The 13,908-nt window shown below is 59.6% G+C and carries 13 protein-coding genes; 12 read left to right on the top strand and 1 reads right to left on the bottom strand.

Annotated features, from left to right (window positions below):
* The first annotated feature begins 44 nt into the window (after positions 1-44).
* The 7 genes from typA to CVS29_RS15510 all read left to right on the top strand — a co-directional run bounded on the left by typA (position 45) and on the right by CVS29_RS15510 (position 9,380).
* Positions 45-1,961, top strand: a complete 1,917-nt coding sequence (gene typA, locus CVS29_RS15540) for a translational GTPase TypA (protein ID WP_110107235.1) — start codon at positions 45-47, stop codon at positions 1,959-1,961.
* 272 nt (positions 1,962-2,233) lie between these two features.
* Positions 2,234-3,880 (top strand): peptide ABC transporter substrate-binding protein, encoded by a 1,647-nt coding sequence (locus tag CVS29_RS15535; protein WP_110107234.1) that lies wholly within the window; start codon positions 2,234-2,236, stop codon positions 3,878-3,880.
* 228 nt (positions 3,881-4,108) lie between these two features.
* Positions 4,109-5,035, top strand: a complete 927-nt coding sequence (locus tag CVS29_RS15530; protein WP_110107233.1) for an ABC transporter permease — start codon at positions 4,109-4,111, stop codon at positions 5,033-5,035.
* Positions 5,028-6,041, top strand: coding sequence for an ABC transporter permease (locus CVS29_RS15525; protein WP_110107232.1), 1,014 nt, complete (start codon positions 5,028-5,030; stop codon positions 6,039-6,041). The genes CVS29_RS15530 and CVS29_RS15525 overlap by 8 nt, the downstream gene beginning before the upstream one ends.
* 20 nt (positions 6,042-6,061) lie before the next feature.
* Positions 6,062-7,828, top strand: coding sequence for a dipeptide ABC transporter ATP-binding protein (locus CVS29_RS15520; protein WP_110107289.1), 1,767 nt, complete (start codon positions 6,062-6,064; stop codon positions 7,826-7,828).
* A gap of 125 nt (positions 7,829-7,953) precedes the next feature.
* A complete protein-coding gene (locus CVS29_RS15515; RefSeq protein WP_146213076.1) occupies positions 7,954-8,967 on the top strand; it encodes a PIG-L family deacetylase in 1,014 nt (337 codons plus the stop codon).
* The gene (locus CVS29_RS15510) at positions 8,964-9,380 is read left to right on the top strand and encodes a hypothetical protein (RefSeq protein WP_110107231.1); all 417 of its coding nucleotides are present in this window, start codon (positions 8,964-8,966) and stop codon (positions 9,378-9,380) included. The genes CVS29_RS15515 and CVS29_RS15510 overlap by 4 nt, the downstream gene beginning before the upstream one ends.
* 48 nt (positions 9,381-9,428) lie before the next feature.
* Here the strand turns inward: CVS29_RS15510 and CVS29_RS15505 are convergent, their stop codons facing one another.
* Positions 9,429-9,674 (bottom strand): putative acetyltransferase, encoded by a 246-nt coding sequence (locus CVS29_RS15505; protein ID WP_245932277.1) that lies wholly within the window; start codon positions 9,672-9,674, stop codon positions 9,429-9,431.
* Between the two features lie 108 nt (positions 9,675-9,782).
* On the opposite strand from CVS29_RS15505, the gene fdxA reads away from it, so the two are divergent.
* The 5 genes from fdxA to CVS29_RS15480 all read left to right on the top strand — a co-directional run bounded on the left by fdxA (position 9,783) and on the right by CVS29_RS15480 (position 13,779).
* Complete coding sequence (gene fdxA, locus CVS29_RS15500) at positions 9,783-10,106, top strand: ferredoxin (RefSeq protein ID WP_110107230.1); 324 nt, start codon at positions 9,783-9,785, stop codon at positions 10,104-10,106.
* 64 nt (positions 10,107-10,170) lie between these two features.
* A complete protein-coding gene (gene dapC / locus CVS29_RS15495; protein WP_110107229.1) occupies positions 10,171-11,310 on the top strand; it encodes a succinyldiaminopimelate transaminase in 1,140 nt (379 codons plus the stop codon).
* A 216-nt stretch (positions 11,311-11,526) separates the two neighbouring features.
* Positions 11,527-12,810: a citrate synthase gene (locus CVS29_RS15490; RefSeq protein ID WP_110107228.1), complete on the top strand. Its 1,284-nt coding sequence runs from the start codon at positions 11,527-11,529 to the stop codon at positions 12,808-12,810.
* A gap of 103 nt (positions 12,811-12,913) precedes the next feature.
* Complete coding sequence (locus CVS29_RS15485) at positions 12,914-13,099, top strand: hypothetical protein (RefSeq protein WP_110107227.1); 186 nt, start codon at positions 12,914-12,916, stop codon at positions 13,097-13,099.
* Between the two features lie 56 nt (positions 13,100-13,155).
* Positions 13,156-13,779 carry a TetR/AcrR family transcriptional regulator gene (locus CVS29_RS15480; RefSeq protein WP_110107226.1) on the top strand — a complete coding sequence of 208 codons (624 nt, stop codon included), beginning with the start codon at positions 13,156-13,158 and terminating at the stop codon, positions 13,777-13,779.
* Positions 13,780-13,908: the final 129 nt, after the last annotated feature.

The raw sequence follows: 13,908 nt of genomic DNA, 5'->3' as shown, positions 1-13,908 counted from the left end.
CTTCCGGGCCTGCAGCCGGGCCCAACTGAAACGAGTCTTCATCCATGAGCGATCTTTCTCTCAACACCGCCTCGCGCAATGACCTGCGCAACGTCGCCATCGTGGCGCACGTTGACCATGGCAAGACCACCCTGGTGGACGCCATGCTCAAGCAAACGCACTCATTTGCCGAACACGGCAACGTTGCTGAGCGCGTCATGGACTCCGGGGACCTGGAGCGCGAAAAGGGCATCACCATCTTGGCCAAGAACACCACGGTTGCCTACAATGGCCCGTCAGCCAACGGTGAAATCATGACCATCAACGTCATTGACACCCCCGGCCACGCCGACTTCGGTGGCGAAGTTGAGCGCGGTCTGTCCATGGTTGACGGCGTGGTTCTGCTCGTGGATTCCTCCGAGGGCCCGCTGCCGCAGACCCGCTTTGTGCTGCGTAAGGCACTTGCGGCCAAGCTCCCCGTGATCTTGCTCGTGAACAAGACCGACCGCCCCGATGCTCGCATCGACGAGGTTGTTGCAGAGTCCATGGACCTGCTCCTGGGCCTGGCTTCTGACATGGCGGACGAAGTTCCGGACTTGGATCTGGACGCCGTCTTGAACGTTCCGGTTGTCTACGCATCCGGCAAGCTGGGCCGTGCCTCCTTGACACAGCCCGAAAACGGTTCCGCTCCGGACAGCGAGGACCTTGAGCCCCTGTTCAAGACCATCATCGAGCACATCCCCGCTCCCAAGTACAACCCCGAGGGTGTCCTGCAGGCGCACGTCACCAACCTTGACGCTTCCCCCTTCCTGGGCCGTTTGGCTCTGCTGCGCATCTTCAACGGCACCCTGCACAAGGGCCAGACCGTTGCCTGGGCCCGTGCCGACGGCACCATCAAGCCCGTCAAGATCACCGAACTGCTGGCCACCCAGGCACTGACCCGTGTTCCTACCGAATCGGCTGGCCCCGGCGAAATCGTTGCTGTAGCCGGTATTGAAGACATCACCATTGGTGAGACCCTGACCGACATTGACAACCCGCAGCCGCTGCCGCTGATCACGGTTGACCCGCCGGCCATCTCCATGACCATTGGTATCAACACCTCCCCGCTGGCCGGCCGCGTCAAGGGCGCCAAGGTCACAGCACGCCAGGTCAAGGACCGCCTTGATCGCGAGCTCATCGGTAACGTTTCCCTGAAGGTTCTGCCCACCGAGCGTCCTGACGCTTGGGAAGTACAGGGACGTGGCGAATTGGCTCTGTCCATCCTCGTGGAGCAGATGCGCCGCGAAGGTTTCGAGCTGACTGTTGGCAAGCCGCAGGTTGTGACCAAGCAGGTTGACGGCAAGACTCACGAGCCGATGGAACACATGACCATTGACGTACCCGAGGAATACTTGGGCGGCGTCACCCAGCTGCTGGCAGCCCGCAAGGGCCGCATGGTCAACATGGCCAACCACGGCACCGGCTGGTGCCGCATGGAATTCATCGTTCCGGCCCGCGGCTTGATCGGTTTCCGCACACGCTTCATGACCGACACCCGCGGTGCCGGTATTGCTGCCTCCATTTCCGAAGGCTACGAGGCGTGGGCCGGCCCCATCGAGTACCGCACCAACGGCTCGATCGTTGCTGACCGCACTGGTGTTGTCACCCCGTTTGCGATGATCAAGCTCCAGGAACGCATGAACTTCTTCGTGCAGCCCACCTCCGAGGTATACGAGGGCATGATCGTTGGCGAGAACTCACGCTCCGATGACATGGATGTGAACATCACCAAGGAAAAGCAGCTCACCAACATGCGTGCAGCTTCCTCGGACACCTTCGAGAACATGACCCCGCCGCGCAACCTTACGCTGGAAGAGTCCCTGGAATTCGCCCGCGAAGATGAGTGCGTTGAGGTCACCCCGGAGTCCATCCGTATCCGCAAGCTGATCCTGAACGCTGGCGACCGTGCCAAGGCTTTCCGCGCCCGCGCCAAGGCCTAACAGCTTGGCCAAAGGGCCTGCCCATCCTGCAAAAGCGGGGTAGGCAGGCCCTTTTTCTGCCCTGAGACTATGTCCTCGGGCCATTTACCATGGCTGTGGTCAAGGTCTCATCTCTATTACGATCCGCGTCGAAAGCGTTTAGTGGTACTTGCCAGTAACCAATGACGATAGCCTCTATGAGTATGAGTTAAGACACTGTCGGGTTCAATGATGAATTCCGTATCCGGTACAACCGGGTTTTGGCTCGAGTAAATCTCAAATAAGGAGGCGGAATGCGTTTCACAAGGACGTACAAAGCGCTGGGAGTTGCGGCTGTACTGGCCCTCTCACTAAGCGCCTGCGGTGGCGGTAGCAGCAATGACAGCACAGACGGCAGCAACGCCGGTGGTGACACCACTAAGGTGATCACAGCGAACACCACCGAGCCTGGCAACGGACTGTTGCCAGCCAACACCAACGAAGTAGGTGGTGGCCGTGTCATGGACCTGATCTTCTCCGGACTGGTTAGCTACGACGCCGATGGTGCAATTGTCAATGAACTTGCGGAGTCCATTGAGACCAAGGATTCCCAGAACTACACCATCAAGCTCAAGTCCGGTGAGACGTTCAGTGATGGCAGTGCCATCACTGCAGCAAGCTTTGTGGATGCCTGGAACTTCGGTGCCGCAGCCAAGAACGCGCAGCTGAACAGCTACTTCTTCGAGTCCATCAAGGGCTACGACAAGGTCTCCGCTGAAGGATCCACAGAGGACAAGATGGAAGGCCTGAAGGTTGTAGATGATACAACTTTCACGGTGGAGCTGGCACAGCCGGAATCGGATTTCCAGCTTCGCCTTGGCTATACAGCCTTCTACCCGCTACCCGCTACGGCCTATGACAACACCAAGTCATTCGGTGAGAACCCCGTTGGCAACGGCCCGTACAAGCTGGCAGCGGACGGCTGGAAGCACGAAATTTCCATCACGTTGGTTCCCAACGAGAAGTACAATGGACCACGCAAGGCCAAGAACGGAGGCGTGACATTCAAGATCTTCAACAACATGGACTCCGCCTATACCGAGGTTCAGTCCAACAACCTGGATATTTTGGACCAGGTGCCGCCGAGCGGCCTGCAGAACTTCAAGACTGACTTCGACGGACGCAATGTCAACCAGCCTTACGCTGGTAATGCCACGATGACCATCCCGTCATACCTGCCGGAATTCCAGGGCGAGGCCGGCCAGATGCGCCGCCAGGCCATCTCCATGGCCATTGACCGCCAGCAGATCATTGACAAGATTTTCTATGGCAACAAGAAGGTTGCTGCGGACTTCACCTCACCGGTCTTGGATGGCTACAACGCCAGCCTCCCCGGTGCTGATGTCCTGAAGTTTGATGCCGCTAAGGCCAAGGCCATGTGGGAAAAGGCTGACGCTATCAGTCCCTGGCCCGCAGGCAAGGTCTTCACCATCTCTTCCAACATCGATGGTGCCGGCAATAAGGAATACATCACGGCCATGGCCAACCAGATTTCCACCAACCTGGGAATCAAGGCAGAGTTGAACCCGATCGCCACGTTCAAGGAAATGCGCGCGCTGGTCAACTCCAAGAAGCTCACCGGTGCCTCACGAGCCGGCTGGCAGGCTGACTACCCGTCGCTGTACAACTTCCTCGGGCCGCTGTACGGTACCGGTGCAGGCTCAAACGATGGCAACTACAGCAATCCTGCTTTTGACGCCAAGTTGAAGGAAGGACTTTCTGCGACAAGCGTTGAAGCCGGCAACAAGCTGTTCAACGAATCCCAAGAAATCCTGCTCAAGGACCTGCCGGTTGTCCCCCTGTGGTACCAGGCTGTCCAGGGCGTGTGGAGCGAGAACGTCAACACCGTGCCCTTCGGTTGGAATGGTGTTCCGCTGTACTACGAAGTCACCGCTAAGTAACAACGGCGACACCCAAGCATGGACATAGTTATGGCATGAAAAAAAGGGGGACCCGGCCTTGACCCGGGTTCCCTTTTTTTCGTTCCCTAAACCATGCCCTGCCACACTCATACATTGCGACTGCTCGCGAACTACAACCCACGGGCGGTGTTCGCACACAGACAGCTAGTGAACAGGTAATTTGATGACTGAATTGTTCTTCCGACCGCAGACTGGGGTGAAACACCCATGTTGATGTTTACGCTCCGCCGCTTCTTGCAGTTGATCCCCGTGTTCTTCGGGGCAACCCTCCTGGTTTATTTTCTTGTTTTTGCTACACCTGGTGACCCCATCGCAGCCCTGTCCGGCGGCAAGCCTATGGCCCCAGCGGTGGAGGCAGCCCTGCGTGCGCAGTACAACCTCGACCAGCCCTTCTGGGTGCAGTATGGGCTCTATCTTAAAAACCTTGTGACGCTCAATCTTGGCCAGACCTTCTCCGGCCAGGAAGTTTCTGCTGTCATTGCCCGCGCCTACCCCGTCACCGCGCGGCTCGCCATCATGGCGCTGGCCTTCGAAACCGTGTTCGGCGTACTCTTTGGCGTTATCGCGGGCCTGCGCAAGGGCAAGCTGTTTGACAGCACTGTTTTGGTGGCATCCCTCGTGGTCATCGCCATCCCCACCTTCGTCCTGGGCTTCGTGCTTCAGCTCGTGGTGGGTGTACAGCTCGGCTGGGCTAAGCCCACGGTCAGCGGATCGGCGCCTTGGAATGAACTGATTCTGCCTGCCGTGGTTCTGGGGCTCGTATCCTTGGCGTACGTGATTAGGCTGACCAGGGCATCCATCAGCGAGAATATGAACGCTGACTATGTCCGTACAGCCACCGCCAAGGGCCTGAGCCGCCGGCGCGTGGTGGTGGTCCACATTCTGCGTAACTCCCTCATCCCCGTTATCACCTTCCTAGGTGCTGACCTCGGTGCCCTCATGGGCGGCGCCATTGTTACGGAGGGCATTTTTAACGTCCCGGGCATTGGCAACCTGCTCTACAAGGCAATCCTGACGGGTGAAAGTGCCACGGTGGTTGCCGTAGTAAGCATCCTGGTAGTTGTGTTTGTGGTAGCCAACCTCGTTGTGGACCTTTTGTACGCCGTGCTAGACCCGAGGATTCGCTATGTCTGAGAACCTGAGCAATAAGAACGAACCGAGTAATCTGGGCTCGAAGTCCCTGCGTCTGGGCAAAACCTCCACACGCGTGATCGAGCATTACGTTGCACCGCTGGAGGAAACACCGCTGGCCGCAGTGGACAAGGTAGAGGAAGGCGGTGCCCCCCTCAGCTTGTGGGCGGAGGCCTGGCGCAACTTGCGCAAGCAACCGCTGTTCATCATCTCTGCGCTGCTGATTGTGCTGGTTGTTGTGGTGGCCATCTTCCCTCAGTGGTTCGCAAGCGTGAGCCCCACGAGCTGCACACTGAACGATTCGGCAGAAGGCCCGCGCCCCGGGCACCCGCTGGGCTTCACCCTTCAGGGGTGCGACGTTTATGCCCGCATGATCCACGGCACCCGGGCATCACTGACGGTGGGTATCTTCACCACCATCGGCGTGCTGATCATTGGTGGGATCATGGGTGCCCTCGCTGGCTACTACGGCGGCTGGCTAGATAACATCCTGGCTCGACTGACGGATGTCTTCTTTGCCTTGCCCTTGATCCTCGGTGCCATCATCATCAACCAGTTGCCCCTCTTCCGGGACAACAAGAGCGTGTGGACGGTTGTGATAGCACTAGTGACCTTCGGCTGGCCCCAAATTGCACGGATCACGCGCGGAGCAGTGATTGAAAACCGAAGCTCGGATTATGTCACGGCGTCCAAGGCCTTGGGGCTTTCGCCCTTCGGTGCGCTGGTGAAGCATGTACTGCCCAACTCCTTGGCCCCCATCATTGTGGTGGCCAGCATCTCCCTAGGCACCTTCATTGTTGCTGAGGCGACCTTGTCCTTCCTAGGTCTGGGACTTCCCCCTGGTGTCATGTCGTGGGGCAACGATATTTCAGATGCCCAGCCGCAAGTGCGCAACAACCCTGCGGTGCTGCTCTGGCCCGCCGCGGCACTGTCCGTGACCGTGCTGAGTTTCATCATGCTTGGTGACGCCTTGCGCGACGCCCTGGATCCCAAAGCTAGGAAGAGGTGATCGGCTTGTCCGGTTCCAACATGAACAAGTCCCCCCGTCCAGCAGCGCCGGGCATTGATGATGTCCCGCTGCTGGAAATCAGGGACCTAGCCATCACCTTTGACACGCAGGGTGGGGAAGTCCATGCTGTGCGCAATGCTCATCTGACGGTCATGCCCGGAGAAACAGTGGCAATCGTGGGGGAGTCCGGTTCGGGCAAATCCACCACGGCCCTGGCTGCTATTGGTCTGCTCCCTTCCAACGGGCGGGTAAGTGGAGGCCAGATCATCTTTGATGGTGAGGATATTACCCACGCCAGCGAGAAGCGGATCATTGAACTGCGAGGCAACTCGATCGGCATGGTTCCTCAGGACCCAATGTCCAACTTGAACCCGGTCTGGAAAATTGGGTTCCAAGTCAAGGAGACGCTCAAGGCCAACGGTTTGGCTGGCTCCAATTCCAAGGAACGCGTGGCGGAGGTACTCGCCGAAGCCGGACTTCCCGATGCGGCGGTCCGCGCCAAGCAGTACCCCCATGAGTTCTCCGGAGGTATGCGCCAGCGCGCATTGATTGCCATTGGCTTGGCCTGCCGTCCACGCCTGCTCATTGCCGATGAACCCACTTCGGCGTTGGATGTGACGGTGCAGGGCCAGATCCTGGACCATCTTGACCGCATGACTACAGAGTTGAACACCGCCGTGCTGCTGATCACCCATGATCTCGGTTTGGCGGCGGAACGTGCCGAGAAGCTCGTGGTGATGTACAAAGGCCAGGTGGTGGAATCGGGGCCCGCACTGGAGATCCTGCGCAACCCGCGTCACCCGTACACGCAGCGCTTGGTGAACTCGGCGCCCTCACTGGCATCCAAACGGCTGCAGTCTGGGAAGGCGCGGGAGGCGCTGGCCGCAGCTGCGGCAGCAACCACCGTGGAAGTGCGCGAACCCGCCGATGTCAGGAAGATGGAAGCGGTAGCTCACGAAGGCGAGCTCAGCAGCCACAAGAAACCTGCGGGCCGGGGGGAGACCATCTTGGAAATCAAGAATCTAACCAAGGTCTTCAAGCTCCGCGGCTCGCTGGGTAAATCTACGGACTTCAAGGCCGTGGATAACGTTTCCTTCAGCGTCAAGCGCGGCACCACTATGGCGATTGTGGGCGAGTCTGGCTCGGGCAAGTCTACGGTGGCGCAGATGGCGCTGAGCCTGTTGGCGCCCACTGAGGGAAGCATCCTGTTCGACGGGGTGGAGGTGAACACGCTGAAAGGGAAGGCGCTCTTTGACTTCCGCCGCCGGGTGCAGCCCATCTTTCAGGACCCGTACGGTTCTCTGGATCCGATGTTCAACATCTACCGCACTATTGAGGAGCCGTTGAAGATCCACAAAATTGGGAACGCCAAGTCGCGGGAGAAGAAGGTGCGCGAGTTACTGGATCAAGTATCCATGCCCTCCTCCACCATGCAGCGCTTCCCCAATGAGCTCTCCGGCGGTCAACGCCAGCGCATAGCGATTGCGCGGGCTCTGGCGTTAAACCCGGACGTCATCATCTGTGATGAGGCCGTCTCAGCGCTAGATGTGTTGGTTCAGGCGCAGGTGCTGAACTTGCTCAACGAGCTGCAGGAGGAGCTGGGCCTGACATACCTGTTCATCACGCACGACCTCGCCGTGGTCCGCCAGATCGCCGACGACGTCTCCGTCATGCAGCACGGGCGGCTCGTTGAGCAGGCCACCACTGATGAGGTCTTCAACAATCCGCAGCAGCAGTACACGCAGGACCTGCTCAGCGCCATTCCCGGAGCACAACTCCTGATCTAGCGCACAACGCAGTTACAGCATGAGCACGGCAAAGGCCGGCACACCCGGGCAAGTATTGCGGGGGTGCCGGCCTTTTGCCTACCCCGGCGCAGGAAGGTGGCTGCCTGGGCCGGTAGATTAGAGGTATGGCTTTCACCACCGGCATGCCGGCCTCCGCACCCCTGTCCCTGCTTCCGGGGGTGGGCCAGGGTTCAACCATCATGTTCATCCACGCCCACCCTGACGACGAAACCATCGTCACCGGGGCCACCATGGCGGCCTGTTCAGCTGCCGGGGCCCGCGTGGTGCTGGTGACGTGTACGCGCGGTGAGCTGGGGGAGGTCATTCCTGCTGAGCTGGCCCATTTGGAAGTAGACCAGAGTGAGTTTTCGCTGGGCACGCACGCTTTCGAAGAGCAGGCTCTAGACGCCCGCGGCCAGGGGGAGGACCACGACGTAGCGGCCCTCGAGGGGGACACAGCGCCCGGTGCCGGGCTGGCCCAAGAACGTGAACGCGAGTTGGCTGCCGCGCTTTCGGCTTTGGGAGTCCACGAACACATGTGGCTGGGCCAAGGGCTCACCGCGCCCGCCACGGGCCCTGTTGTGTTCCGTGACTCCGGCATGGCGTGGGGTGCTGATGGCCGTGCCATGGCAGCTCCCATAGTGCTGTCCGGTTCCTTCTCCCGGGAGCCGTTGGAGCAGGTTGCGCCCTTGCTGGCCGCTGCGATCCGTTCCCTGCGCCCCGACGTGGTTGTCAGCTATGCCGCCGATGGCGGCTACGGTCACCCCGATCACGTCCGGACCCACCAGCTCACCATGGCAGCCCTTCGCGAAGCCGCCTCTCCCGCCACCTCTTCTGCGGCTTCCTCTCCCGCTTCGCCTGGTGAAGGATCTGCCGGGCAGGATGAGTTGGCGGGCTGGACGGTACCCGCCGTGTACGCCATTGTCAGCGACCGGCCCGAACGTCCTCTTGCGGCCGGGGTGCCGCGAATAGCAGTGGCAGGGGATCTCGGCGCAAAGACGGCGGCCATGAAAGCTCACCGCACCCAGATCACAGTAGCGGGAGAGCTTTTTGCACTCTCCGATAACGTGTGGCGCAACATCTTCGCTATAGAGGAGTTCGTGGCCGTGGATCAGACACAGATTTACGGTGCCCCATGAGCGAGCCCGGTGGGTTAGAAGCCCCGCGGTACCCGCGCCCGCCTAAGCGTTGGGCCCTCATTACCGCCGCTCTTGGCGCTGGGGTGGGCAGCGGATTGCTGGGCACCTCGCTGCACAGCCACGCGTGGTACGTGGGAACGGGGCCAACAGTATTCCCCTACGGGGCAGCCCTGGCACTGCTGCTACTGGTGGCTGTGGCCCTCTATGTGGGACTTTGGAGTGAGAACGCCTGGGTGTCCGTGCTCTGTGGTGCGGGCGCTTACATCACGGCTGGAGCCTTATCGCTGCAATTGGGCTCAGTGGGAATTATCACGGGCAATGTACAAGGTAGCGTTTGGATCTACGGGATTGCGATCATGACACCGGTGGCGGCATGGCTCGCGTGGGCCGTTTTACGTTCGCAACGCAAATAACGGCGGCAGGATCGCAAGGGCGGTGGGATCGCAAAAGGGCCGGAGCTTTCAGCCGGTGGGCGGCGTTGGCAGACGCCTGCTGCGGCGCGGCGGGGGTGGGGGAACCTCCTTGGCGAGCTGGACGTCGTGGTAATTGATGGTGACGGAACCGGAACGGGTCAGAAGGGTGGCGCTGAGGCCATCACGGGAGCTCAGCTCGCCCAAGGCGTCGGTCAATCCGCCCTCAATCCTGTAACGAACCACCATGCGGGTGCCCAAAGGAAGCTGGGCGAGTCTCTCAAGTGCAGTGTTCACCTCTTCATACTAGGTCTCGCTAAGATGCGAGGGCGGCAGCGGTAGGGGATAATGGGAGGGCCGGTGGCGATTTGTGCCGGATTAGGACTTGCGAGGAAGGTTGGGGCCGTGACATACGTAATTGCGCAGCCGTGCGTTGATGTCAAAGACAAGGCATGTGTTGAGGAGTGCCCGGTTGACTGCATCTACGAAGGTGAACGCTCGCTCTATATCCACCCCGACGAGTGTGTTGACTGTGGCGCCTGTGAACCGGTGTGCCCCGTAGAGGCTATTTACTACGAGGATGACACCCCTGATGAGTGGGCCGAATACTACAAGGCCAACGTTGAATTCTTTGATGTTCTGGGGTCTCCGGGCGGTGCGGCAAAGATCGGCAACACGCACACCGATCACCCCATCATCGCGGCTCTTCCGCCGCAAAACCAGGATTAGTCGCTTAGGCGCCTAACAGCTCCCCTCTGAGCGCGAACCACAACCTGCGAACAGCAAGGACACCGTGAATCACAAGCCCTTTGGCCTCCAGCTTGCCGACTACCCGTGGGATGCGCTTGCCCCCTACCTTCAGACGGCCGCCAAGCACCCCGACGGGCTCGTCAACTTGTCTATTGGGACCCCGGTGGATGCCACCCCGGCCCTGATTCAGCAAGCCCTCGCGGCTGCCGCAGATGCCCCGGGTTACCCCACAACGCATGGCACCCCGGCTCTGCGCGAAGCCATTGTGGAGTGGTTTGCGCGGCGTCGGAACGTTCCCGGGCTTTCCCCGGAGGATGTTATGCCCACCGTGGGGTCCAAGGAGATGGTGGCCTGGCTGCCGTTGTTGCTGGGCTTGGGTGCCGGAGATGTGGTGGTGCGGCCCACAGTCGCCTACCCCACCTATGACATGGGCGCTGTTTTTGCCGGGGCCACGAGTGTTGCTGCGGACTCCCTTGACGAGCTCGACGCCGAGACCCTCGCCAGGGTGCGTTTGGTCTGGGTCAACTCCCCGGGTAATCCCACGGGAATTGTCCGCGGCGTTGCCGAACTCGCGGCGTTGGTGGCATCGGCACGTGAGGTTGGCGCCGTCGTAGCTTCAGATGAATGCTATGGCGAGCTGGGATGGGGGCCTTGGGACGAAGAAAACGGCGGCGAAGCTGTTCCCAGTGTGCTTGATCCGCGCGTTTGCGGCGGATCGCATGAGAATCTCTTGGCCGTTTACTCGCTGAGCAAGCAATCAAATGTTGCTGGCTACCGCGCGGCTTTCGTTGCCGGAGACAGTGCCATCATGGCCAACCTGGTCAACAGCCGCAAACATGCAGGAATGATTGTGCCAATGCCCGTGCAAGAGGCCATGCGTGTGGCTCTTGCCGATGAGCAGCATGTGCGCTTGCAGAAGGCGCTCTACCGGCGGCGGCGTGAGGCCTTGGTGGGTGCGCTGGAAGCCTTTGGGCTCACCATCCACCATTCCGAAGCCGGGCTGTACCTGTGGTGCACGGCGGGGGAGGACACCTGGACCACCATCGGCCGCCTAGCCGAGTTGGGTATTGTTGCCGGACCGGGCACTTTTTATGGCGAAGCCGGGCACGGTTTTATCCGGGTAGCACTGACAGGAAGCAATGAGCGCATTGCGGCCGCCGTGACGCGGCTCAGTGCGAAATAGCCCACTTTTGGCGTATATTCCACACAAAATGCGCTCTGGATTAGTGTTGAAGGCACATAAAGCGGTAGTTTCATAGGTAGCCGTCCAGGCCGCCGCACGCTTATGTTGCCAAGAATTATTGGGGATTTTTCGGTCCGGTGCGAGAATGCATCGCGGACGGAGAAGTTTTAGAACTATTGAATGCCTTTTTCAAGGCCACCTCATGAAGGGGATTCCATGACTGATTCCACGAGCGCATCCCTGCGCTATGACGGCGGAGAGCTTGATCTTCCGGTCCTTGAAGCTGTCGAAGGTAACGCCGGATATGACGTTTCCAAGCTCCTGAAGACCACCGGGAACGTCACCTACGATCCCGGCTTCGTCAACACGGCCGCCACCTCCTCGGCCATCACCTTCATTGATGGTGACAAGGGCATTCTGCGGTACCGCGGCTACCCCATCGAAGAACTTGCCGAGCACTCCAGCTTTCTGGAAGTTTCCTACCTGCTCATTTACGGCAACCTGCCCACCCCGGCAGAGCTGGACGCGTTCGATCAGCGCATCCGCCGCCACACCATGCTCAACGAAGACCTCAAGGGTTTCTTCAACGGCTTCCCGCGCGACGCGCACCCCATGCCGGTGCTCTCTTCCGCCGTCTCGGCACTGTCCACCTTCTACCAGGATTCGTTGGACCCGTTCGACGACGAGCAGGTTGAGATGGCTACCATCCGCCTCATGGCCAAGATGCCCGTCATCGCCGCCTACGCGCACAAGAAGTCCATCGGCCAGCCCATGCTGTATCCGGATAACTCCATGAACCTGGTGGAGAACTACCTGCGCTTGTGCTTCGGTGTTCCCACAGAGCATTACGAGATGGACCCCGTAGTAGTCAAGGCTCTGGACCTGCTGCTGATCCTGCATGCAGATCACGAACAGAACTGCTCCACCTCCACGGTACGCATGGTGGGCAGCGCCAACGCCAACATGTTTGCCTCGGTCTCCGCAGGCATCAATGCACTCTTTGGCCCGCTGCACGGCGGCGCCAACGAGGCAGTGCTGAACATGCTCCGCCAGATCCAGGAGAGCGGCGAGCCCGTTGAGAAGTTCGTTGAGCGCGTCAAGAACAAAGAAGACGGTGTCAAGCTCATGGGCTTTGGACACCGCGTCTACAAGAACTACGATCCCCGCGCCAAGATCGTCAAGGCCACGGCCCACGAAATCCTGGAGAAGCTCGGCGGCAATGACGAGCTCCTCGAGATCGCCATGCGCCTAGAAGAGGTTGCCCTGACGGATGAATACTTCGTCTCCCGCAAGCTCTACCCGAACGTGGACTTCTACACCGGCCTGATCTACAAGGCCATGGGCTTCCCCGAGAAGATGTTCACGGTGCTGTTCGCCATTGGGCGCCTGCCGGGCTGGATTGCCCAGTGGCGCGAGATGATGAAGGACCCGGAGACGAAGATTGGCCGCCCACGCCAGTTGTACACAGGCGAACCGGAACGCATGTACCCCTCGCGGTGAAACCACAATAGTTAAGTATGGCTGCGGTGGGAGGCTTTCCCTTGGGGAGGGCCTCCCACCGTTTTCTCATGTATTACCTGCGACGAAAGCAAATAATATGAAAATGTCTACCCTGTTGCTGCACACGTTTTCCATGGCTTTCCCCATTGTTGTTGTGGTCCTGGGCGTCATGGTGCTGATTGGCAAGAGCGTGTTCCTGCCCTGGTTTATTGGCTCGCTTATCATCATGATCGTGCTGTTGGTGTTGCTGCGCCGGGACAAGAAGAAAGCCGGGGCAGCCGGCAAGTAGCAGCCCCGGCTCCCTTGCACTGGGTATATGTGAGACATCTGTGCTAAAACAGTAGAGTGCCGAAAATTGTAGATGCGGATGACCGCCGTGAACTTGTTGCAGATGCCGTCTTCAGGGTTATGCAGGAGCGGGGGATGGCACAAGCCTCGCTACGTAACGTGGCGGCTGAGGCCGGTTTGGCGTTGGGGTCCGTGCGGCATTATTTTGAGAACCAAGCGGAATTGATGGAGTTTGCTTTTCGGGTCAATTCCGAGCGAATTCACCTGCGCGCCCTTGATAAGTTGGTGGAGCTGGAGGAAACGGAACTGCCCACGGAGCCTGCGGACTTGCTCGAGAAATGTGCAGGCGTTTTGGAAGAGCTTTTGCCTCTTGATGCCGCAAGCAGTGCTGACGCTGTGGTACATATGGAATTTTTGCTTGACGCCCGCACCAACAGCCTGCTCTTTGATGCGGCTCAGGACGGTTACCGGGCCACCGGCGCGGTGGTGGGACGGGTAGTGCTGCAATTGCTGGAAAACCCCTTGGCTGTGCCGGGGCTGGTTCCCGTGGATGAGGCGGAACGTCTCATGGGATTGTTGGACGGGCTGAGCCTGCGGATGGTTCTACAACCCGCATGGGCGCCACCAGCACAGGGTCAGAGCACCTTGCGCCGCCACCTGCTCTCCTTGCTCGTTTCCTAATATGTGCCACAAATGCCCGTATGCGGGACACCATGTAGTTAGTTGAGTGTGTCTGGGGTCTGCAGACCGGGCAATTTCCCTAACTATGGCGTGGCCAAGCGAGTAGTCTTGAATATGGGATTGTTGCAC

It is taken from the genome of Arthrobacter psychrochitiniphilus, assembly GCF_003185915.1.
In the GTDB taxonomy this organism is placed as follows: Bacteria; Actinomycetota; Actinomycetes; order Actinomycetales; family Micrococcaceae; genus Specibacter; species Specibacter psychrochitiniphilus.
This window is presented reverse-complemented; position numbering and strand designations above follow the sequence as displayed.

Coding starts and splice junctions, on each gene's coding strand:
- typA (WP_110107235.1), top strand. CDS start 45: ATGAGCGATCTTTCTCTCAACACCGCCTCGCGCAATGACCTGCGCAAC.
- CVS29_RS15535 (WP_110107234.1), top strand. CDS start 2,234: ATGCGTTTCACAAGGACGTACAAAGCGCTGGGAGTTGCGGCTGTACTG.
- CVS29_RS15530 (WP_110107233.1), top strand. CDS start 4,109: ATGTTGATGTTTACGCTCCGCCGCTTCTTGCAGTTGATCCCCGTGTTC.
- CVS29_RS15525 (WP_110107232.1), top strand. CDS start 5,028: ATGTCTGAGAACCTGAGCAATAAGAACGAACCGAGTAATCTGGGCTCG.
- CVS29_RS15520 (WP_110107289.1), top strand. CDS start 6,062: ATGAACAAGTCCCCCCGTCCAGCAGCGCCGGGCATTGATGATGTCCCG.
- CVS29_RS15515 (WP_146213076.1), top strand. CDS start 7,954: ATGGCTTTCACCACCGGCATGCCGGCCTCCGCACCCCTGTCCCTGCTT.
- CVS29_RS15510 (WP_110107231.1), top strand. CDS start 8,964: ATGAGCGAGCCCGGTGGGTTAGAAGCCCCGCGGTACCCGCGCCCGCCT.
- CVS29_RS15490 (WP_110107228.1), top strand. CDS start 11,527: ATGACTGATTCCACGAGCGCATCCCTGCGCTATGACGGCGGAGAGCTT.
- CVS29_RS15485 (WP_110107227.1), top strand. CDS start 12,914: ATGTCTACCCTGTTGCTGCACACGTTTTCCATGGCTTTCCCCATTGTT.